The organism is Kouleothrix sp. 19917 (genome assembly GCF_057073505.1).
In genome coordinates, this window is the sequence record NZ_CP097099.1 from 8147337 (window position 1) to 8166482 (window position 19146).

General features: G+C 63.3%; 21 protein-coding genes. 4 read left to right on the plus strand and 17 right to left on the minus strand.

Translation table 11 applies throughout. From position 1 onward, the window contains the following. Positions 1–155: 155 nt before the first annotated feature. The gene (locus tag M1P90_RS32785) at positions 156–1739 is read right to left on the minus strand and encodes a type III PLP-dependent enzyme domain-containing protein (protein WP_483700046.1); all 1584 of its coding nucleotides are present in this window, start codon (positions 1737–1739) and stop codon (positions 156–158) included. A gap of 628 nt (positions 1740–2367) precedes the next feature. Further along, the gene (locus tag M1P90_RS32790) at positions 2368–5262 is read right to left on the minus strand and encodes a VWA domain-containing protein (RefSeq protein ID WP_483700047.1); all 2895 of its coding nucleotides are present in this window, start codon (positions 5260–5262) and stop codon (positions 2368–2370) included. 163 nt (positions 5263–5425) lie between these two features. Between M1P90_RS32790 and M1P90_RS32795 the strand changes: the two genes are divergently transcribed. Then, the gene (locus M1P90_RS32795; RefSeq protein WP_483700048.1) at positions 5426–7462 is read left to right on the plus strand and encodes a hypothetical protein; all 2037 of its coding nucleotides are present in this window, start codon (positions 5426–5428) and stop codon (positions 7460–7462) included. 96 nt (positions 7463–7558) lie between these two features. Here M1P90_RS32795 and M1P90_RS32800 read toward each other — a convergent pair whose 3' ends face one another. Continuing rightward, entirely contained in the window at positions 7559–8344 is a 786-nt protein-coding gene (locus tag M1P90_RS32800) for a DM13 domain-containing protein (RefSeq protein WP_483700049.1), read from the minus strand. 281 nt (positions 8345–8625) lie between these two features. On the opposite strand from M1P90_RS32800, the gene M1P90_RS32805 reads away from it, so the two are divergent. After that, positions 8626–9213 (plus strand): peroxidase-related enzyme, encoded by a 588-nt coding sequence (locus M1P90_RS32805; protein WP_483700050.1) that lies wholly within the window; start codon positions 8626–8628, stop codon positions 9211–9213. A 66-nt stretch (positions 9214–9279) separates the two neighbouring features. Here M1P90_RS32805 and M1P90_RS32810 read toward each other — a convergent pair whose 3' ends face one another. Next, positions 9280–9933, minus strand: coding sequence for an HAD family hydrolase (locus M1P90_RS32810; protein ID WP_483700052.1), 654 nt, complete (start codon positions 9931–9933; stop codon positions 9280–9282). Between the two features lie 127 nt (positions 9934–10060). Beyond that, positions 10061–11026 (minus strand): MBL fold metallo-hydrolase, encoded by a 966-nt coding sequence (locus M1P90_RS32815; RefSeq protein ID WP_483700053.1) that lies wholly within the window; start codon positions 11024–11026, stop codon positions 10061–10063. Positions 11027–11100: 74 nt separating this feature from the next. On the opposite strand from M1P90_RS32815, the gene M1P90_RS32820 reads away from it, so the two are divergent. Together M1P90_RS32820 and M1P90_RS32825 are read left to right on the plus strand one after the other, a co-directional pair. After that, complete coding sequence (locus M1P90_RS32820; protein WP_483700054.1) at positions 11101–11886, plus strand: inositol monophosphatase family protein; 786 nt, start codon at positions 11101–11103, stop codon at positions 11884–11886. A 34-nt stretch (positions 11887–11920) separates the two neighbouring features. After that, positions 11921–12298, plus strand: a complete 378-nt coding sequence (locus tag M1P90_RS32825) for a response regulator (RefSeq protein ID WP_483700055.1) — start codon at positions 11921–11923, stop codon at positions 12296–12298. A 160-nt stretch (positions 12299–12458) separates the two neighbouring features. Here the strand turns inward: M1P90_RS32825 and rpsI are convergent, their stop codons facing one another. From rpsI to M1P90_RS32885, 12 genes are all read right to left on the minus strand, one after another. Next, the gene (rpsI, locus tag M1P90_RS32830; protein ID WP_483700056.1) at positions 12459–12857 is read right to left on the minus strand and encodes a 30S ribosomal protein S9; all 399 of its coding nucleotides are present in this window, start codon (positions 12855–12857) and stop codon (positions 12459–12461) included. A 62-nt stretch (positions 12858–12919) separates the two neighbouring features. Beyond that, positions 12920–13360, minus strand: a complete 441-nt coding sequence (gene rplM / locus M1P90_RS32835) for a 50S ribosomal protein L13 (RefSeq protein ID WP_483700057.1) — start codon at positions 13358–13360, stop codon at positions 12920–12922. A gap of 9 nt (positions 13361–13369) precedes the next feature. Continuing rightward, on the minus strand, positions 13370–14116 hold the full coding sequence (gene truA / locus M1P90_RS32840) for a tRNA pseudouridine(38-40) synthase TruA (RefSeq protein WP_483700058.1): 747 nt from the start codon (positions 14114–14116) through the stop codon (positions 13370–13372). 24 nt (positions 14117–14140) lie between these two features. Beyond that, on the minus strand, positions 14141–14491 hold the full coding sequence (gene rplQ, locus M1P90_RS32845) for a 50S ribosomal protein L17 (RefSeq protein ID WP_483700059.1): 351 nt from the start codon (positions 14489–14491) through the stop codon (positions 14141–14143). A 99-nt stretch (positions 14492–14590) separates the two neighbouring features. Further along, positions 14591–15559 (minus strand): DNA-directed RNA polymerase subunit alpha, encoded by a 969-nt coding sequence (locus M1P90_RS32850; protein WP_483700060.1) that lies wholly within the window; start codon positions 15557–15559, stop codon positions 14591–14593. A gap of 89 nt (positions 15560–15648) precedes the next feature. Continuing rightward, the gene (gene rpsD, locus M1P90_RS32855; RefSeq protein ID WP_483700061.1) at positions 15649–16269 is read right to left on the minus strand and encodes a 30S ribosomal protein S4; all 621 of its coding nucleotides are present in this window, start codon (positions 16267–16269) and stop codon (positions 15649–15651) included. 21 nt (positions 16270–16290) lie between these two features. Next, positions 16291–16713 carry a 30S ribosomal protein S11 gene (rpsK, locus tag M1P90_RS32860; RefSeq protein WP_483700062.1) on the minus strand — a complete coding sequence of 141 codons (423 nt, stop codon included), beginning with the start codon at positions 16711–16713 and terminating at the stop codon, positions 16291–16293. 81 nt (positions 16714–16794) lie between these two features. Beyond that, positions 16795–17178 carry a 30S ribosomal protein S13 gene (rpsM, locus tag M1P90_RS32865; protein WP_483700063.1) on the minus strand — a complete coding sequence of 128 codons (384 nt, stop codon included), beginning with the start codon at positions 17176–17178 and terminating at the stop codon, positions 16795–16797. A gap of 53 nt (positions 17179–17231) precedes the next feature. Further along, a complete protein-coding gene (gene rpmJ, locus M1P90_RS32870) occupies positions 17232–17348 on the minus strand; it encodes a 50S ribosomal protein L36 (RefSeq protein ID WP_409571225.1) in 117 nt (38 codons plus the stop codon). A 119-nt stretch (positions 17349–17467) separates the two neighbouring features. Next, positions 17468–17689, minus strand: a complete 222-nt coding sequence (infA, locus tag M1P90_RS32875; protein WP_409571226.1) for a translation initiation factor IF-1 — start codon at positions 17687–17689, stop codon at positions 17468–17470. Positions 17690–17705: 16 nt separating this feature from the next. Beyond that, positions 17706–18470 (minus strand): type I methionyl aminopeptidase, encoded by a 765-nt coding sequence (map, locus tag M1P90_RS32880; RefSeq protein ID WP_483700064.1) that lies wholly within the window; start codon positions 18468–18470, stop codon positions 17706–17708. Next, positions 18448–19113 carry an adenylate kinase gene (locus tag M1P90_RS32885; protein WP_483700065.1) on the minus strand — a complete coding sequence of 222 codons (666 nt, stop codon included), beginning with the start codon at positions 19111–19113 and terminating at the stop codon, positions 18448–18450. Before M1P90_RS32885 ends, map begins: the two co-directional genes overlap by 23 nt. Positions 19114–19146: the final 33 nt, after the last annotated feature.

The following is a 19146-nucleotide window of genomic DNA, read 5'->3' on the forward strand; positions in this document are numbered from 1 at the left end:
GACGCAGACACACGCAGAGAAGGCGGATCAGCGTAGTGTGAAGGATCTGTCCGCGCTCGTCGGCGTTCGTCCGTGTCCTACACCAAAAAAAGCTGAATAAATTAGCCCCGAAGGCACTTTATCCTTCGGGGCTGAAATCGTGTAGGCCGGGTGTGCTAGCGCGCTGGCGCGGCCGGGCGGCTGCGGCCCGAGGTGCGCAGCCGCGCCATTGGCGGGCGGCGCGGCGCGCGGATGGGCTCGCGCACGGCACGCCGGTCGATCGGCATGGGCTGCGGGCGCGCGACCGGCTCCAGCGGCTCGCTGCCATAGCCCAGCAGGCTCATAATCGTGCCCAGGTTCTGCGGCGCGATCTCGCGCACCACCAGCGCGCCCAGCCCTGAGCCGGTCGAAGGGTCGCCGTCCTGCTCGATGATGATCCGCCGCATTTCGGGGCTCAGGCAGTGGTGCGCGCCGCCGCGGCCCGAGATCATCTGCTGGTATGCGCCGACGCCAAACACCGCCACCACCAGGCCGGCGCCGTCTTCCGGCAGCATCAGCGCGGGCTGCGACGGGCGCGGGAACATGTCGTCGGAGTCGCAGGTGCGACGGCCGCCCAGGCGCACGCCCTGCGCGGGCTGCTCCCAGCGGTCGAGCGGCAGCACAATGAACTGCTGATCTTCCACAATCAGCGTGTCGGGCAGCGTCACCATCAGGCTGCTGTTCAGCAGGTACCACGGCTCGCCGCCAGTGGCCTGCGCGCTCTTGGTCGTGCCAACTTCCAGCAGGTACAGGCTGTGGTTCGCCACGGTGTAGCGCCCAAACTCGCCAATGATGTCGGGCTGGGGCACGCCATGCCCGGCGCACACGGCCGCCATCGTTTCCATCAGGCGCGTCAGAAAGCCCTGGTAGTCGAACGCGAAGTCGAGCGCGTAGGCCGAGGTGGGCATGCCGCCGCCAAAGTTGAAGGCGCGCAGCGTCGGCACCTGCTGGCGCAGCTGGCAGTAGGCCGTCGCCGAGCGCTCCAGCCGCGCCATCCAGCCATCCATATCTTCGAGCTGGCTGCCAACCATGGCGTGGTACACCACCAGCCGGTGCGGTGTGCCAGCCAGCCGCCGCGCCGCAATCGCGATCTCTTCCTGCGTCAGGCCAAAGCGCTCGCCGCCCGGGTGCGCCGGGTTGACCACGTCGGCGAAGTGGCGCTCGCGCACGCCCAGCAGCAGCGGCGCGTTGCAGCGCTCCAGGTAGGCATCCAGCTCGTCCAGGTCGTCGAGAATCGGCACCACGCGCTCGAAGCCGGCCTGGCGCAGCGACACAATCGCGTCGATGTAGCTGTCCTCCTTGGAGCCGTTGCAGAACATATAGCGCCGCTCGGAAAGTACGCCCTGCCGCCACAGATGGTGGGCGATCAGCACGTCGGCGGTGGCGGATGTTTCGTAGTGAGCGCCAGCCGCCAGCGCGGTGCGCACCACTTCTTCGGCAAAATTGGCCTTGGTGGCATAGGCGTACAGAAATCCGCCGTGGTAGCCGGCGGCAGCGCGCGCCGCGCCAGCCCAGCCGAGCATGCGCTCGACCTGCTCGGTGATCAGCGGACAGTAGGCGATTTCAAGCGGAGCGCCGTAGCGTTCCATCATTGCACTAAGGTCGATGCGGTCTGCCAGCAGCAGCCGCCCATCCCGTCGACTGAGAAAATCAGTCAGCATACCTTCGGACTCAATGCCGTACCGATTCTGAACGTAGTCGAGATAGGACTGCTTGCTCAATGCTGGTGCCCTCCTTGGTTGGCGAAGATCGAATACAAAAACAGTGCGCGGCAGCGCAAAGCCGGCCCCAGCGCCAGTGGCGCGGTGCGTAGCTTGCCGAGTGTCAATTCCGGGTTACCGCAGGTGTGAATTGTGTGATTGGGTGTTCCTCCATCCTGGTATGGCGCGCAAGCCATACAACGCATCAAGTCGGGGCGACCTGTGGCGTGCCAGGCTGGAAGGGAAGAAAAAACCCCTGCACCGGATGGTGCAAGGGCGCGTGCAGCAGAAGCGTGCGTCGCTTAGCGACGGCAGGGCAAGACAGCAGGCGCCGAGCCACCAGCCAGGTGATTCAGCATGGCACAGCGCGACAAGTCGCAGTGCTGTAAGTTGGCCTTACCGTCCATAACCCCTCGGGGAACGCTCGCCCGGGCCTGCCACCCCAGATGGCCGTCGCACTTCCGACGCCATCCCCCCTGACAGTACACGCTGGCCAGTTGCCGCAAAACGGCGGTTGACCGCGCGCCGGGAGAGCCCGAATACAGTTGGTGATTTCGTTCACCAGTGCGAAATTATAGCGTGTTTTGACCGTTTGTCAAGGGCTAAAACACACTTTTTTTGTTAAGAAATTCGTGCGGCTTTGTGATGCTTACTGGCGCTGTTTGCGGGCGCGCTGCTTGGCGGCAAGCAGCCGCGCAAGCTGGTCGTCGTCGCTGGTGGGGGCGGCTGGCGCCGCTTCGGGGGGCGGGGTGGCGGCCTGTGGAGATGAGGCTGCCTGTGTCGTTGCGGGTGCGGCCGTGGGCGGCGCGGCGGCAAGCGGCTCGGCCGGGCGGGCGCGCAGCTCGGGCACGGCGCGCAGATCGCGGGCGCGCTGCTTGGCCGCGCTGAGCCGCGCCATCGATGCGCCCGCGCCAGCCGCTTCTTCGGCGGGGTGTCGGCGGCGCAGCCGTGCCAGCGCAGGCGCGAAATCGCCCAGGCGCGGGAACAGCCGGCGCAGCGCAATATCGAGCGGCCAGAGCATCAGCGCCAGCCAGACCAAGGGCAGGCCGATCTCGGTCACGGTGCCCACGCGCTGCGCCGGCGAGTCGAAAATCGTCTCGGGGGCCGGGTCGACCCGCCCGCCCGTGATGCCCGCCAGGTCGCGCAGCAGTTGCGGGTTGTCGCGCGTTTCGCTGTACTCGGGCGAGTAGCTCACCACCAGCCCGGTCGTGGCTGTGCCAACCGGCTGACCATCCGGGCCGAGTGCAGCCACCTGCGCGAGGTACACGCCCGGCGTGTCGGCCGGGGCCACGGCGCGGTAGCGCCCGGGCGCGATCTGCGAGAACTTGAGCGGCGCTCCAGCATTGTCGGGTGCGACCAGCGTGCCGCTCAGCGCCAGCTGGTTGAGTGTGCGGCCCTGCTCGTCCTGCGCGCTTAGCTCCAGCGCGGTTTGCCCGCCCGAGCTGCTGGCGCGCAGCGTCAGCGTGCCGGCGTCGGGCGGCGGCAGCAGCATATCGGCCAGGCCGCCCACAAACAGCGGGAACTGGTTCCAGCTCACCCAGTCGCGGCCCCACTGCCCCTTGAAATCGCTCGTCCAGGCCACGGCGCGGCCCAGGCCATACTGCCACTGCGCCAGCAGCGGCTTGTTGTCGGGCGTAACGATAATCGCGCGCGCCGACTGTTTCAATTCGGTGCCATTGTAGCCATACAGCGCCGGCAAACCGCCCAAATCGCGCACCACCGGCGCTTGCAGCGCCACAGCCGGGGCAATCTGCCCTTCAATAATGTCGCGCCCGGCCACGATCACGGTTTCCTGCAGGAAGATCGCGGGAATTTGCGAAACGTCTTCGACGCGATAGTAGCGCCCGCCGCCCTGCTTGGCAATATTTTCCAGATTCGCGTCGGCGTCGCTGCCAATCGCCACGGTCGAAATCGTGACGCCCGCGTCGTGCATTTGCTTCACCAGTTGGCTGTAGTTGCTGGGCGCAAGGCCGTCGGTCATCAGGATGATGTGTTTGATCTTGGTATTTGCGGCGGTGATCGCCTGCGCCGCCGCCTGCAAGCCCGGCAGAATGTCGGTGCCGCCGCCATCGTTGAAGCGCCCCAGCACCTGTTCGATCTCCACCGCCGACGGCAGCTTCTGCAAGGGCAGGATCGTCTCGGCCTGATCGTCGAACACCACCAGCCCAATCTGGTCGCGCTGGCTCAGGCCGAGCGTGGCCTGGTAGACCGCTTCTTTCGCCAGGTCGAGCTTGGTGCGCTGGCCGCCGGCTGGCTCGCTCATGCTGCCGCTGCGGTCGATCACCATCACCAGGCCAAGATCGGGCTGCTGGGCGGTGTCGAGCGGGTCGAGGCTGACGGGCAGCATGCTTTCGATGTTCGCGCCAGTTGCGTCGGTCGGGGTACGGCGGTAGCCGCCCGCGCCAAACGAGTCGGTGCCGCCGATCATTGCAAAGCCGCGCCCAAGATCGCGCACATAGCCGGGGAGCGCCTGCAGCAGCGCGCGCGGCACATCACGCGAAGGCGTGTCGAGCAGCACGACGCTGGCGTAGGTACTGAGCTGATCCAGGCTGGCAGGCGCCTGCGCTGGCGGCAGCACATCCACGCGCACGCCCGCCGACTCAAGCGCGGCGCGCAGGTTTGCGGCGCGCCCGGCTTCGCTGGCGATAATCAGCACACGTGGCGGCCCGGTCACTTCGACAAAGCTGCCGGCGCGGTTGTTCTGTGGCTCGGTATCGCCCTGCGCTTCCAGCCGTGCCTCGATGCGGCGGAAACCAGCCGTGCCGGCGGGCAGGCGCGCGCTCACGATGCTGCTCCCGGCTGGAATAGTCACGTCCAGCTCCTGCGCAAGCTGGCCGTCGACAAAAATCTGCAATCGCCCGCTGGTGGCGTAGTTGGCGTTCAGCCGCACGCTGACGGGTACTTCCTGATCTTCACGCGATTGCGGCGGCGCATCGACGCCCGTGAGAATCACATCCGCGCCGTGCTCGCTGGGCAGAATCACAACGTCGAGCGGCACGCCACGCGCCAGTGCCAGCCGGGCGGCATCGGCTGCGCGCCCGCTGTTCTCGCCACCGTCGGAAAGCAGCACCAGTCGTTTCTGCGAGTCGGCTGGCAGCAGCGCCACGCCAAGCTGAATAGCTTCCTGAATATTCGTGCGGGTGGTGACGGGCACGGAGTTGATGCGCCCAAGCGCGGCCAGGCTCGCCGGTGCGCGTTCCACCAGCGCGCCCGCGCCAAACGCAACCACCGCGGCGCGGTCGCCGGGCGGCAAGCCGGCCAGCGCCCGGTCGACATACTGAATGGCGCGCTCGCGCTGCGCCGGGGCGATTGAGTCCGAGGTGTCGAGCAGGAACACTGTGGTGAGTGTGCGCACTGGCTGCACAAGCTGCGCGCCAGCCAGGGCCAGCACCAGCGCCACCAGAATCAGCGTTCGGAGCAGCAGGCCGCCCCAGAAGCGCAGTGGCGCAACGCGGCGCGGGGTGAGCAGCGCAAACGCCCACATCAGCGGCACCAGTGCGAGTGCCGCCAGCGCCACGGGGGTGATAAACGACAGTTGCGGCATGCCGTGTCACCGTGCGCCGAACGTTCGGCCTAGGGGTTGCAGCGGGCGCGTGAATGGCCCGTTTCGGCCAGGGTTTGTGCGATGCCTGGCAGTATACCACGAGATTGTGTGTTTTGCCGCTGGCGGTATAATGCGCAGTATCCGCGCGCTATGATGGGGTACGATGAACCGCTACTGGCATTTTCCACTGGCGCTTTTCGGGCTGCTGGCGGCGCTGGTTCTGGTGGCCTATGGAAGCTCGCCGGTCCGCTGGTCGGAGGTGCGCGGATGGTATGCGCCGGAAGGCGCGCCGGTTGAATTCCGCTGGACGGGTAATCGCCTGCTTGTTCCGCTCACGCCGCGCTCGGTGCCAATCGATCTTCGTCTCACGCTTGGCAGCACGCGCTGGCCTGGGCGGGCCGCCCCACGCGTGGCGCTGCTGGCCGACACACAGCCGCTGCTGGCCTTTGACGCGCCCGAGCTACCAACCGACTACAAAGTGACGGTTCCGCCCGGCACAAGGGCGCTGGTGCTGCTCAGCGGCGTCGATCGCTCGCCGTTTGACGGACGCTACCTGGGCGTGCAGGTCTTTTCCATTGATGCGCGGGCGCAGGGTTTTGGCGCGCGGGCTGCGCTTGAAATTACGGCGGCGCTGCTTGCTGTGGCCTTGCTGGCCCTTGCGATGGCCTGGTGCATGGCGCACGGCTACGGCGCTCCGGCGGGCTTGCTCGCCCTGGCCCTGCTGGTGCGCCTGCTGTGGCTGCGCTGGGCACCGCCTGGCTTCGCTCCCGCCGAGGCTGCCAGCCTTGTCGATGCATGGAGCCTGCGCAGCACTGCCCGCGACGCAGCCGGCCATGTCCTGGGTTTCGCGCCGGGCGCTCCCAACGCGCCGCTGCTGGCCTATTTCGAAATACCGTTTGTGACGCTGTTTGGCCCGGTTCTGCTGGCCGCCCGCCTTGCCGGCGCAATCCTCGGCGCGCTGCTTGCGCCGCTGGTGTATGGCTGCGCGCGCCGGCTGCACCTTCCAACTGCGGCGGCGCTGCTGGCTGGCCTGACGGCGGCGCTTGCGCCCTGGCAACTGGCGCTGGGCTGGCTGGCAACGCCCGCCGTGCTGGTGATGGTGGGCTGGGCTGCCTGCGCGCTGGCCGCGCTCTGGTTCGTTCAGCGCGCCGAGCGCGGGCCGGCGCTGGCCTTTGCCGGAACCGCTGGCCTGTGCTGGTATGCCGACCCGGCGCTGCGTCTCCCGCTTGTGCTGCTGGTGCTGGTCGTGCTCGTATTTCTGCTGCTGCGCCAGGGCTGGCGTGCCGCGCTGCGGAGCTGGCCGGCGCTGGCTGTGCTGACGCTTGCCTGGCTCCCCGCAAACTACCTGACATTGTCGCTGCCAAATGGCGGCGAGATGCTTGTGCGCGCGGCGCTGGCCGAACCGTCGGTTCCTTCCGCGCACACCCTGCGCGAGTTGCTGCCGCCGCGCGACCTGCTTGGCGCAACCAGCTGGCTGCTGCTCGCTCTCGGTGTGGCGCTGCTGCTCTGGCAGCTTGGTTTGCGCGCTGTGCTGCGCCCCGAGCGTGGGCCACGCGTGCGGCATTCCTCGCCCTTCGACTGGTGGCTGCTGCTGGCGGCGGCGCTGATCCCGCTGGGGGTGAGTTCAACTCAGCCCGATGCGGCCGCGATCTTTCTGGCGATGTTCCCGCCGCTGCTGGCGGGCGCGGGTGTGGCGGTGCTGTGGCGCGGTGCCGGGCTGGTGGTGGGCGGGCGCTGGCGGCGGCTTGCGCAGGCTGTGCTGGCGGCAGTGCTGGCTGCGCTGATCGGCTGGCCGCTGGCAAGCCGCATTCCCGCGCAGGAGCCGGCCCTGCCGCCCGCGCCCGTGCTTGCAGACACGCAGCCGGGCCTGCTCGAAGCTGTGCGGCTGGCTGGCCGCCACGCCGCCGCCGACGAAGTCTGGATCGATGCCGACGCCACACGCGATGCCTGGCTGTATGTGCTGGCCGCGCAGCTTGTTTCCCCGCAGGAATTACAAAGCGAGCGCGCCGACGCATCTTCTGCAGCCGGCGCGCCCGAACGCCTGGGGAAATATCGCTTCACGAGCCTGGCCGCCGTCCCCGACAATCTGCTCCTGCTCGATGTTGTGCCCGACGGCGTTGCACAATCGGGCTTTCTGGTCGAGCGCTGGGATCGCGCCGGCCAGCAGATCGTCGTGGTGCGGCATATGCCCGGCGCGTAGACTTCACCCACAGATTACACAGATGCCGCAGATTATGGTTGTTGCCAGCCTGAATATCTGCGAAATCTGCGTAATCTGTGGATCGCTTAATTCCTGCTAGGCTTTGGGCGCTAGTGTTGCATAGCCGAACACAATATTGAAGGTGCGACACCAGATCACCACCGACTTATAGCCGCTCGGGTCGAGGTCGGCGGGCAGGGTGTAGTTCTGGCTGCCCTTGTTGCCTTTCAGCGCTTCCAGCTGCACATAACTGCCCTTGTCGCCAATGCCGTCGGCGTCGGGGTTGGCGTTGCGCGACAGCACCACAAACAGGTCGGGTCCATTGGTGGTCGCAAATTCTTCCAGGCGCAGCACATGACTCTGGTCGGTCAGGCGGTAGATCGTCGCGCTGCCCGAGGCGCGGTCGCCGGGCGTGCTGCCGGGCACCAAACTCCCCGTCACCAGCGCCAGCGGCTCAGTTGCAGCCATGGCCGTGGGCTCGGCCATCGCGCCAGCATCGGCCATTGCGGCGGTCGGCTTGGCGTCGCTCATCGCGCCAGCATCAGCCATTGCAGCAGTTGGTTTCGCCATCGCGCCAGCGTCGGCCATTGCCGCAGTGGGTTTTGCCATTGCGCCAGCATCGGCCATTGCAGCAGTTGGTTTCGCCATCGCGCCCGCATCAGCCATCGCGGCGGTCGGTTTGGCGTCGCTCATCGCGCCAGCATCGGCCATGGCGGCGGTGGGCACGGGCGCGGCAGCGGGGAAGGGTTCGTCGACCTGGCGACTATACAGGTAGGGCGTAAGCGCCCAGATCGCAAAGCCAATCAGGCCAATCGAAATCACCCGGCGAACCTTGCGCACCGGCGACATCTCATTCCAGCCGCGAACAATATTGCCAATCATCGTCAATCCTCCTCATGCGTGTGGCAGGGTCATCTCACTCACATGCCGAGTATCGCCGCGATTTCTTACACCGCCAGCAGCAAGTTCTTACAAAAGTCTCACGGCACGGTTAGAGCAGAGACAAAATGGTTGAGCCACAGAGAACACAGAGACCACTGAGCTATGGATTTCAAACTCGGTGTGCTCCGTGTTCTCTGTGGCCGAATACTACTGAACTTTGCTATAGTGGTACACTTGGGTGCCGCCAATGAAGCAGCAAAAGTATGGAGAAAGGAAGCATCATGCAGCCGAACGATAGCGAGCGCATCAGCCGCCTCCGCGTGCCCGACGAGGCCGCCCTGCCCGAAGATATTGCCGCGCAGTTCGAGCAGATGCGCGCCAAACCGGGCTTTGTGCCGAACGTCTACCGCGCCTACACGCTGCGCCCGCAGCAGTTGCGCGGCTTCATGGCGCTCTACGACTCAATTATGATGGACGATTCAGGACTGAGCAAGGCCGAGCGCGAGATGATCGCCGTGGCCGTTTCGGCGCAGAATCACTGCTTCTACTGCCTGACCTCGCACGGCGCGGTGTTGCGCGTGCGCAGCAAGGATGCGGTGCTGGCCGACACAATTGCCGCCAACTACCGCGCCGCCGACATTTCGCCACGCCAGCGCGCCATGCTCGATTTCGCCGTCAAAATCACCCGCGCCTCCGACACATGCAGCGACGAGGATATCGACACGCTGCGCGGGCACGGCTTCAGCGACGAAGACATCATGGATATAATCCAGACCGCGGCGTTCTTCAACTACAGCAATCGCGTCGCCAGCGCGCTCGAGCTGCGCCCCAATCGCGAGTACCACTCCATGGCGCGCAACCAGACATGATCGCAAGTAATCGCTTGCGATCAAGCAAATCTTGGTGTCTTGCTGCCTTGGTGGCTAGGTGCGCAATCACCCCAGCAGCGCCACAAGCTCGGTCAGCCGCTGAATTTCGTGCAGCGGGCGCGGCAAATGCTCGGGGAATGGCTCGCCGCGCGGGTTCATCCACACAAATGGCATGCCCGCCGCGTCAGCGCCCGGCAGGTCGAACTCCAGCGAGTCGCCCACATACAGCGCCTGCGTGGGCGCAACGCCGAGCTGTTCCAGCGCCATGTGGAAAATCGCCGGGTCGGGCTTGGCCACGCCCGCTTCCTCCGACACAATCAGCAGGTCGAGGTAGTCGTCCAGCCCGAATTGCGCGATCTTGGGGCGCTGGGTGCGGCTGGGGCCGTTCGTCACCAGCCCGAGCTTGAAGCGCGGGCGCAGCGCGCGCAGCGTGGCTGGCGCATCCCCGTTCAGCACCAGCCGCGCAAACCAGTCGCGCGCAAACACCTCTTTGGCGCTGGCAATTAGTTGCTCGTCGTCCACGCCCTGCGCGCGCAGAAAGGCCGGCAGCCGCTCGATATACACCTTCTCGCGGATGGCCTGCTGCACCAGCGCGTCGCGCTCGAAGTGCGGGTAGCGCGCCAGCACGTCGCCAAGCGCTTCGTGGAGCCGCCCGCGCCAGTAGGATCGCAGGTCGTACAGCGTGTCGTCAAGATCGAAAAGAATCGCTTGGTATTGCATAGTCGTGTGTTGTCGCTCTGCTACTTATAGCAAGGTGCAGAAGAATTGGCCACAGAGAACACGGAGCGCTCTGAGTTTTGACTATTCTCCTCAGTGGTCTCTGTGCGCTCTGTGGCTCAACCTTCGGCTAGTGCATCTGTCGGTACATCAAGTGTGGCTGTTCCACCCGCTCAACGCGCCCCTCAAATGCCAGGTACTCAAGGTGCGCCAGCGTCTCAGCAATTGCAAAGCGTAGCTGGTGCGGCGAAAGCGCGCTGGTCGGGAATATTTCCTGACAAACCGCGAAGGCCGTCGCGCCATTGCCCGCCGCTGCCTCAATCGCGTCGAGACGTTCGTCGTGGTGGTGGCGCAGCTCGCCCAGACGCTGCCGGAAGGTCGTGATCAGCGGGCCGTGCCCCGGCAGCGCCAGATCGACATCCAGCTCGCCCAGGCGCTCCAGCGAGCGCAAGAAGTCGGCCAGCGGGTTCAGGTGCCCATCGGGCCAGCGGCTGACATTTGGCGTAATCTTGTTCAGCACCGCATCGCCGCACAGCATCATCCGCTCAGCGGCGCAGTAAAACACCAGATGCTCGCGGCTGTGGCCGGGCGTGGCAATCACCGCAAACTCCCTCGCGCCAATCTGAAGTGTACTGCCCGGCTCCAGCAGCGTCAGCTCACGCGGCAGCGGCGGCGTCATGCTGCGGTTTTCTGCCATGCTGGCGCGCAACTGCTCGGCCAGGTCGGCGGGCATGCCATGCGCGCGGAAAAATGCCGTGCTGGTGCGCTCGTTCGTCTCGCCGTCGAACCACACCTGCTGCGCGAAGGCTGCCTCGCCGGGGGAAATCAATACGGGCGCGCCGCTCATGTCGGCCAGCCAGCCCGCCATGCCAAAATGGTCGGGGTGGGCGTGCGTCAGCACAATCCGCGCAATCGCCGCCGGGTCGATTCCGTGCGCCGCAAAGGCCGCGCGCCAGGCCGCCTCGCCCGGCGGGTAGTGAATGCCCGTGTCCACAATCGTCCAGCCCGCGCCATCGCGCAGCGCGTAGCAGTTGACAATTTTCAGCGGAAACGGCAGCGGCAGCTGGATCTGCACAATATCGTTGGCGACCTGCACGCCTCGCTCCTTCTTCTCGCGTCACCAGCCAGGTATGATACCATACAGGCGCACGATTGCAGAAGGGAACGCCTGTGGAAACAATCAATATCGAAACGCCAATCGCCTGGGCGCGCGAAGCCGGCGACATTGCGCTGCGCTCGTTCAACCACGTTGCCGCCCAGCGCAAACCTGATCACACCATCGTCACCGAAGCCGATGTCGCGATCGAGCGCCTGCTGGTGGCGCGCATTGCCGAGCACTTCCCCGATCACGGCATTATTGGGGAAGAACAAACCCGCCGAACATTAGAGCGTGAGTTCGTCTGGGCCATCGATCCGCTGGATGGCACCGCTATTTTTGTGGCTGGCCTGCCGATGTGGGGCGTCTCGCTGGGTCTGCTGCGCCACGGCCGTCCCTACCTGGGTGTGATCTACTTCCCGCTGCTGAACGAGTGCTACTGGGCCGGCCCGACGGGCGGCGCATTCTGGAACGGCCAGCCCATTCATGTCGCCGAAACGCGGCCTTTCACCGGCGACGACTGGATGATCACGCCTTCTAACACGCATCGCCGCTATGATATCGACTTCGTGGGGAAAACGCGCAGCATTGGCGCAACCGTCGGCGCATTTTGCTACACCGCGCGCGGCAGCGCAGTTGGCGCGCTGATCAACACCTTTGCGATCTGGGATGTAGCTGCCGGTCTGGCAATTCTCAATGCCGCTGGCGGCACTGCCGAAGAGCTGTCAGGCCAGCCTTTCGATATTCAGTCGATTGTGGATGGCAGCACCTTCCGCGCGCCGGTGCTGTTGGGTTCCAAAGACAATATTGACACATTGCGTCACTCGATTCAGCTCCGACCGCCAAGGCCTATGCTATAATGGCAATACGGTTACATGCCCTGGGGAGCTGTCCATGAAACAGGCGGGCGACATTTTAGTCGTCGACGACGAAGCGAATATTTTGAGCCTTGTGGTGGAAGTGCTTGAAGAAGAAGGCTACGCAGTGCGCTCGGCTACCAATGGCGTTGATGCGCTTCACGCCATTGCTGCGCAGCGCCCGGGCCTCGTCATGGTCGACATGTATATGCCGCACATGAGTGGCATGATGGTGGTCGAACACCTCGCCGCCAACGGCCTTGCCGATCTTCCCGTCATCCTGATGACGGCCAGCACCTCCGCTGCTGAGCAGGTTCTGAGCCAGAGCAATGTCGATTACCTGCCCAAACCGTTTGAGCTCACCCAACTGCTCGATCTGGTGGCGCGCTACCTTCCTCCACCTGGCGCACTCTGAAATAAACTCCTTCGAACCAAAGCTTTCGCTTGCAGCAGCGCCTTGCATCAGTTCCTTGCCCGCCGCCTCTCCTGAGCTTGCCGAAGGGCAGGCGTAAAATCTGTAAAGAAAAACCCTGCCGCGTAGGCAGGGTTTTTCGTTCCAGTAGCGTATCGACGTTTTAGCGCTTGGTATACTGTGGCCGCTTGCGCGCGCGCTTGAGGCCAGGCTTCTTGCGCTCTTTCATACGCGGGTCGCGTGTCAGCAGACCAGCCTTCTTCAGCGTCGGGCGCAGCTCGGCATTCACGTCGAGCAGCGCGCGGGCGATACCATGCCGCACCGCCGTCACCTGCCCGGCCACGCCGCCGCCGCGCACCTTGGCCAGCACGTTAAACGCCGAAGCGTTGCCCGTCAGCTCCAGCGGGCGCGCAACCTCGCGGGCAAACAGCTCGCGATGCCCGAAATAGTCGGTGATGCTCTTGCCATTCACCAGGAACTCACCGCTGCCGGGGAACAGCCGCACGCGCGCCACCGCAGTCTTGCGGCGCCCGGTGCCCTGATAGTAGCGTTTCTCAGTCATTCATTCCTCACAAGGTGTAGAGTTGTATACTGCCGCACGTTTCGCCGGCGGCACGTCGTCGGTTATCCGCGCGGGCGCGGCTCGTACACCTTGGGCTGCTGTGCAGCGTGCGGGTGCGTGGGGCCGGCATAAATCTTCAGCTTCATAATCTGCTGGCGGCCCAGCCGCGTCTTGGGCAGCATACCCTTCACCGCGAAGCGCAGAATGCGGTCGGGGTGCGTATTCATCATGCGGCGGTAGGGGATGGCCTTGAAGCCGCCCGGGTAGCCCGAGTGGCGGTAGTACATCTTCTGGTCTACTTTGCGGCCGGTCAGGCGCACCTTCTCGGCGTTCACCACCACTACAAAGTCGCCGCCATCAATATTCGGGCTAAACGTTGGTTTGTGCTTGCCGCGCAGCAGCGTTGCAATCTGCGTCGCCAGGCGGCCCAGCGTCTGGTCGGTCGCATCGACCACATGCCAGTCGCGCTGAACCTCCGACGCTTTCTGCGAATAGGTCTTCATGATCGTTCCTTATGGATAACTCACAGACATAAGATACAGGCCGTGGGCTGGAACAGTATCGCCAGCCTTCCGGCGGTCGCGGGCTTCAAGCAGCGCCGCGAAATCTTCGATGCCGCGTTTGTTGTCGCCAACCTGCAGCAGCGTTCCCACGATATTGCGCACCATATGGCGCAGAAAAGCATTTGCGGCAATGTCGATCGCCAGGAGTGGCTGCCCCCAAACCTCAATCGGCTGGCAGCGTGCCACAGAGCACGTTCGCACCGTCGTGCCTTCCTGCCCCGCCCCCGCGAACGCCGCAAAATCGTGCGTTCCCAGCAGCGTTGCCATGGCACCGTTGATCGCTGCTACATCCAGCTGCCGGGCTACATGCAGCGCATGGTGCCGAAGCAGTGGCGACGCGACCCGACCATTATCGATCAGAAAGCGATAGTCGCGACGGATCGCCGTGTGCCGCGCATGAAACTCCGATGAAACGTCCCATGCCTCCCGCACAGCAATGTCGTGCGGTAAAATCGCCGTCAGCGCGCGCTGGATAGTCCCGACATCGCGCTGCGTTTCCGTCCACACATTCGCTACTTGTCCGCGGGCATGGACGCCTGCGTCGGTGCGACCGGCCAGGTGCATGCGCTCGTGCGCCTGCGTGAGCTGCTCCCACGCCTGCTCAAGCTCACCCTGCACCGTTCGCCCATTCGCCTGCAGCTGCGAGCCGGCAAAATCGGTGCCGTCGTATTCGAGCCGCAGCGCAACATTCCGCATCGTCGGCGTTCGGGCGCGGCCTCGCTACAGCAGTTCGAGCAGCACCATTTCGGCTGCGTCGCCAAGGCGCGGGCCAAGTTTGGTGATGCGGGTGAAACCGCCATTGCGGCCGGCATACTGCGCTGGTGCGAACGCGAACAGCGAGCGCATTGCGGCCTTGCTGTCAAGGCGCGAAAGCGCGACCTTGCGGGCCTGCGGCGTATCCTGGCGGGCCAGCGCAAGCAGGTTTTCAATCTCAGGCTGCACCGACTTCGCCTTGGCGGCGGTCGTCTGGATCTTGCGATGCTCGATCAGCTCGATCATTAAGTTCCGCAACAGTGATTTCCGGTGCTCAGCCGAGCGCCCGAGTTTGCGGCCAACTCGTTGGTGTCGCATGATACAAATCCTCTACGTGTCATACAAAGGCAGTGAACAGCAAACGTCGCACCGATTGCGCAGCGCTTGCCATTCGCTGCCCCTGCCTGGTTCTGCGTGTTACTCGCCCGCTACGCCATTCCCCGAGGGCAAGCCGCTCGGCTGTGGGATGTAGCCGCGCTCGATCAGCTTATCGCGGATCTCTTCCATCGACTTCTGCCCCAGGTTGCGCACCGAGAGCAGCGCCTTCTCGTCCATCTCAAGCACCTGGCCAACCTTGGTAATGTCAGCGCGCTTGAGACAGTTGTACGTGCGGGTCGACAGGTCAAGTTCTTCGATCGGCGTATCGTAGATGTCCGCCGGAATAGCCAGCCCGTCGGGCGCCTTGGCAATGTCGGTATCGACCGTCAGCTGGTTGAAGGCCGAGATCGTCTGGCAGTACTGCACTAGCACCTGCGCGGCGTGGCTCAGCGCGTCGCCGGCCTTGATGGTGCCGTCCGTCCAGATCTCAATCAGCAGGCGATCATAATCCGTTGCCTGCTGCACGCGCGTATTCTCAACGACGTAGTTTACCTTCGGCACCGGCGTGAAGATCGCGTCGACGGGAATTTCACCAATCGGCAGTGCGTCGCGCTGATCGGCCGGCAGGTAGCCACGGCCGCGCTCGACGGTCATCTCGATCTCAAGGTGGCCATCGTCAGAGTCAAGCGTGCAAATATAATGATTTGGGTTCACCAGCTCGACGTTGCTGGGCGTGTCAATATCACTGGCGCGAACAATGCCGGCGCCCTGCTTGGTCAGCAGCACCTTCACCGGGCGCTCGGCATACGAGCGCAGGCGAATGCCCTTGATGTTCAAGACAATTTCAGTGACATCTTCTTTTACGCCGCTGATCGTCGAAAACTCGTGATACACGCCATCAATTTTGATCTTTGTGATAGCCGAGCCAGGGATCGACGACAGCAGCACTCGGCGCAGCGCGTTCCCAAGGGTATGGCCATAGCCGGGGTCAAGCGGCTCTATTTTGAATCGACCATAGTTCTCAGCCGCCTGGACGACCTCGATTTTCGGCATGGCGATATCAAGCACGGATCGCCTCCTCTACACATTTAGATTGCAGATTGTATCTTGCAGGCCATCAAAGCGAGGCCGCAAACTGCAATCTACAATCTGCATTCTTAGCGGCTGTAAAATTCGACGATGAGCTGTTCGTTGATCTCGGGCTCAGCGTCTTCGCGGCGCGGCATACTCACAATGTCGCCAGCGAGGTCGGCTGCATTCAGGCGCAGCCAGTCTGGCGTGTTGCGGCGATTCAGTTCGCCACTATCCACCAGGTTCTTGAAATATTGGCGGCGGCGGCTTTCTGGCCGAACCGCGATCACATCGCCAACCTTTACAGTGTAGGAAGGGATGTTGGTCTTGCGGCCGTTGACGGTGATGTGGCCGTGGCTCACCAGCTGGCGCGCCTGCTGGCGCGTCGTCGCAAGGCCAAGGCGATACACAACGTTGTCAAGTCGGCGCTCCAGCAGAATGAACAGGTACGCGCCGGTCTCGCCGGGGTAGCGCTGCGCCTTCTCGAAGATGCGCTGGAACTGACGCTCCAGCACGCCATACATATAGCGGGCCTTCTGCTTCTCGAGCAGCTGCAAGCCATAATCCGAGACTTGCCGGCGGCGAGCGCTCGGGCCATGCTGGCCGGGCGGGAAGGAGCGCTTGTTCAGCACGCGCTGCCCTTTGTCGGTGATACCGATGCCGAGGCGGCGGCTAATTTTTCCTACAGGTCCACGATAACGAGCCATGAGTTTATCAAACCCTCCTCATTAGACGCGCCGGCGCTTGGGCGGTCGGCATCCATTGTGCGGGATCGGCGTCACATCAGTGATTGCAGTTACCTGCAAACCATTCGATTGAAGCGAGCGAATCGCGGCCTCGCGGCCAGCGCCCGGCCCCTTCACAAACACTTCCAGCGAGCGCATGCCGTTTTCCAGCGCCTTGCGAGCGGCAATCTCGGCGGTGATCTGCGCAGCGTAGGGTGTGCTCTTGCGTGACCCCTTGAAACCATTCTGGCCGGCGCTCGCCCAGCACACAACATTGCCCGAAGGGTCGGTAATAGTAACGATCGTGTTGTTGAACGTGCTCTGGATATGCGCCTGGCCGCGTGGCACGTTCTTCTTCTCGCGCCGCTTGCCGCGCTGGCGCTTGGCTGCTGCCGCTGCGCCGCCTTTGGTCGGTTGCTTGGCCATGAAACCTCCACTGATCAGCCGCTTCGTGGCGGCCGAGCAGATATTGCCCGCAGCCCGCCGTTCGCGTGCTGGAAAAAACTGTTACTTCTTCGCCGTCTTCTTCTTAATACCAATCGCCTGGCCCTTGCGGCCGCGGCGCGTGCGCGCGTTGGTGCGCGTGCGCTGGCCGCGCACAGGCATACCCTTGCGATGGCGCAGCCCGCGGTAGCAGGCAATGTCCATCAGGCGCTTGATGTTGAGCTGAATCTCGCGGCGCAGGTCGCCCTCAACGCGGTATTCGCGGTCGACAACCTCGCGAATGCGGCCAACTTCCTCTTCGGTCAGGTCGCGCACCCGTGTAGTCGGGTTGACGTTCGCCTTCCGAAGGATATCCATGCCATTCGAGCTGCCGATACCATAGATATAGGTAATCGAAACCTCGATCTTCTTGTTCCGCGGGATGTCTACCCCAGCGATACGAGCCATGTGATTCTCCCTGTTCCTTATGTGGGCGGTAGGCATCGCCCGCCACTGAGTACCTATCCTTGCCGCTGCTTGTGGCGCGGCTGCCGGCTGCAAATCACCCGAAGTACGCCTTTGCGCTTGATAACGCGGCAGTATTCGCAGCGCGGTTTGACCGACGCATGAACTTTCATTGCGCTCTCCTGTTCAATCAAGAGCGGGTCGCCCCGCGATAGTTCCAAATAAGAGAATTAACACACACATACACTGCCCCACGCTTCCTGGCGGGCAGCTGATTTGCTTTTGCCGTGCCCTATCGATAGCGATACGTGATGCGCCCGCGCGTCAGATCGTATGGCGAGAGCTCCACCAGAACGCGATCACCTTTGAGGATACGGATATAATTCATGCGCATTCGCCCCGAGATATGCGCTAACACTTCGTGGCCGTTTTCCAGTTGCACGCGAAACATTGCATTAGGCAGTGGCTCGGTAATGGTGCCCTCCATCTCGATGGCGTCCTTCTTCTTGGTCATACCTCTCCTTGTCGCGTTAGTCTTGTAGGGTGAGTATTTCTGGCCCACCACTTTGCGTAATTGCGATCGTGTGTTCAAAGTGGGCGGCCAGGCTTCCATCGAGGGTTACCACCGTCCATCCATCTGCCAATTCGCGCGTGTCATAATGGCCGTTCGTGATCATTGGCTCGATCGCAAATGTCATCCCTGGCTGCAGGCGCATGCCTTTGCCGGCCTCGCCATAGTTCCTGATTTGCGGATCTTCATGAAGCGCCCGGCCAACTCCATGGCTGATATATTTCCGAATGACGCCGCAGCCACGCTCTTCGGCGTAGCTCTGGATGGCGTGCGAAATATCGCTGAGCCGAGCGCCAGCCTGCGCAAATTCAAGCGCATGGTAAAGTGTGTGCTCGGTTACATCCATCAATCGGCGTGCTGCTGGCGAAACTGTGCCGACAGCATAAGTCCAGGCTGAATCGCCATGGTAGCCTTCCCAGATCACCCCAATATCGATGCTGACAATATCACCATCGCGCAGCTTGCGTGGCCCGGGTATGCCGTGCACAATCTCTTCATTGACCGAAATACATGTCGCTGCTGGGTATGGCGTCGGGCCAGGATACCCCAGAAAGGAAGGCACTCCACCTTGCTTGACGATGTACTCGTGAACGAGCGTATCGAGCTGGCTTGTTGTGATACCGGGCCGTATTGCGTCGCGCAAGAGCATATGGCATTCGCCAACGATACGCCCCGCGCACCGCATCTTTTCGAGTTCGGCCTTATTTTTCAGTGTCACTGCCATGAATGCCCAATGCCGACGTCATCGCTTCCGTCACCAACGAGATTTCGCGCTGCCCATCGATCTCAATCAGTGTGCCGTGCCCACTGTAGTATTCGATGAGCGGCCTCGTTTGTGCAAAATATACGTGCAACCGATGCCGCGCTGTTTCAAGCGTGTCGTCGTTGCGCTGATAGAGCTTCCCACCGCAATGGTCGCAAACATCCGCTCGTTTCGATGGGAAATAGTATATATTATAAATATACCCGCAGGTTTTGCAAGTTTGCCGCCCTGCAATCCGCCGCAACAGCACGTCGTCGGGCACGCGCAAGTATAACACATAATCGATCTTGCGCCCATGCTCGAGAAGTTCGCGTTCCAATGCCAGCGCCTGGTCGCGTGTTCGCGGGAAGCCGTCGAAAATCACCCCATCCGCGCAATCGTCCTGGCTGATACGTTCGATGATCATACGGATAACGAGCTCATCAGGAACCAGCTCCCCGCGATCCATGTATGATTTCGCAAGCATGCCTAGTTCGGTGCCCTGGCGGAGTGCCGCGCGAAACAAATCCCCACTGGCGACATGGACAAGACCAGTATGGTTTTCGAGATATTGGGCTTGCGTGCCTTTACCGGCGCCGGGGGCGCCAAGTAGAATGACATCCATGCCGAAGCTCTTTCCGCTCATCATCGAGCCGCC

What these genes read in the sequence shown, in the direction of transcription:
- M1P90_RS32790 (WP_483700047.1), bottom strand. Translation starts at nt 5,262, where the DNA reads ATGCCGCAACTGTCGTTTATCACCCCCGTGGCGCTGGCGGCACTCGCA.
- M1P90_RS32795 (WP_483700048.1), top strand. Translation starts at nt 5,426, where the DNA reads ATGAACCGCTACTGGCATTTTCCACTGGCGCTTTTCGGGCTGCTGGCG.
- M1P90_RS32800 (WP_483700049.1), bottom strand. Translation starts at nt 8,344, where the DNA reads ATGATTGGCAATATTGTTCGCGGCTGGAATGAGATGTCGCCGGTGCGC.
- M1P90_RS32805 (WP_483700050.1), top strand. Translation starts at nt 8,626, where the DNA reads ATGCAGCCGAACGATAGCGAGCGCATCAGCCGCCTCCGCGTGCCCGAC.
- M1P90_RS32810 (WP_483700052.1), bottom strand. Translation starts at nt 9,933, where the DNA reads ATGCAATACCAAGCGATTCTTTTCGATCTTGACGACACGCTGTACGAC.
- M1P90_RS32825 (WP_483700055.1), top strand. Translation starts at nt 11,921, where the DNA reads ATGAAACAGGCGGGCGACATTTTAGTCGTCGACGACGAAGCGAATATT.
- rpsI (WP_483700056.1), bottom strand. Translation starts at nt 12,857, where the DNA reads ATGACTGAGAAACGCTACTATCAGGGCACCGGGCGCCGCAAGACTGCG.
- rplM (WP_483700057.1), bottom strand. Translation starts at nt 13,360, where the DNA reads ATGAAGACCTATTCGCAGAAAGCGTCGGAGGTTCAGCGCGACTGGCAT.
- truA (WP_483700058.1), bottom strand. Translation starts at nt 14,116, where the DNA reads ATGCGGAATGTTGCGCTGCGGCTCGAATACGACGGCACCGATTTTGCC.
- rplQ (WP_483700059.1), bottom strand. Translation starts at nt 14,491, where the DNA reads ATGCGACACCAACGAGTTGGCCGCAAACTCGGGCGCTCGGCTGAGCAC.
- rpsD (WP_483700061.1), bottom strand. Translation starts at nt 16,269, where the DNA reads ATGGCTCGTTATCGTGGACCTGTAGGAAAAATTAGCCGCCGCCTCGGC.
- rpsK (WP_483700062.1), bottom strand. Translation starts at nt 16,713, where the DNA reads ATGGCCAAGCAACCGACCAAAGGCGGCGCAGCGGCAGCAGCCAAGCGC.
- rpsM (WP_483700063.1), bottom strand. Translation starts at nt 17,178, where the DNA reads ATGGCTCGTATCGCTGGGGTAGACATCCCGCGGAACAAGAAGATCGAG.
- rpmJ (WP_409571225.1), bottom strand. Translation starts at nt 17,348, where the DNA reads ATGAAAGTTCATGCGTCGGTCAAACCGCGCTGCGAATACTGCCGCGTT.
- infA (WP_409571226.1), bottom strand. Translation starts at nt 17,689, where the DNA reads ATGACCAAGAAGAAGGACGCCATCGAGATGGAGGGCACCATTACCGAG.
- map (WP_483700064.1), bottom strand. Translation starts at nt 18,470, where the DNA reads ATGGCAGTGACACTGAAAAATAAGGCCGAACTCGAAAAGATGCGGTGC.
- M1P90_RS32885 (WP_483700065.1), bottom strand. Translation starts at nt 19,113, where the DNA reads ATGGATGTCATTCTACTTGGCGCCCCCGGCGCCGGTAAAGGCACGCAA.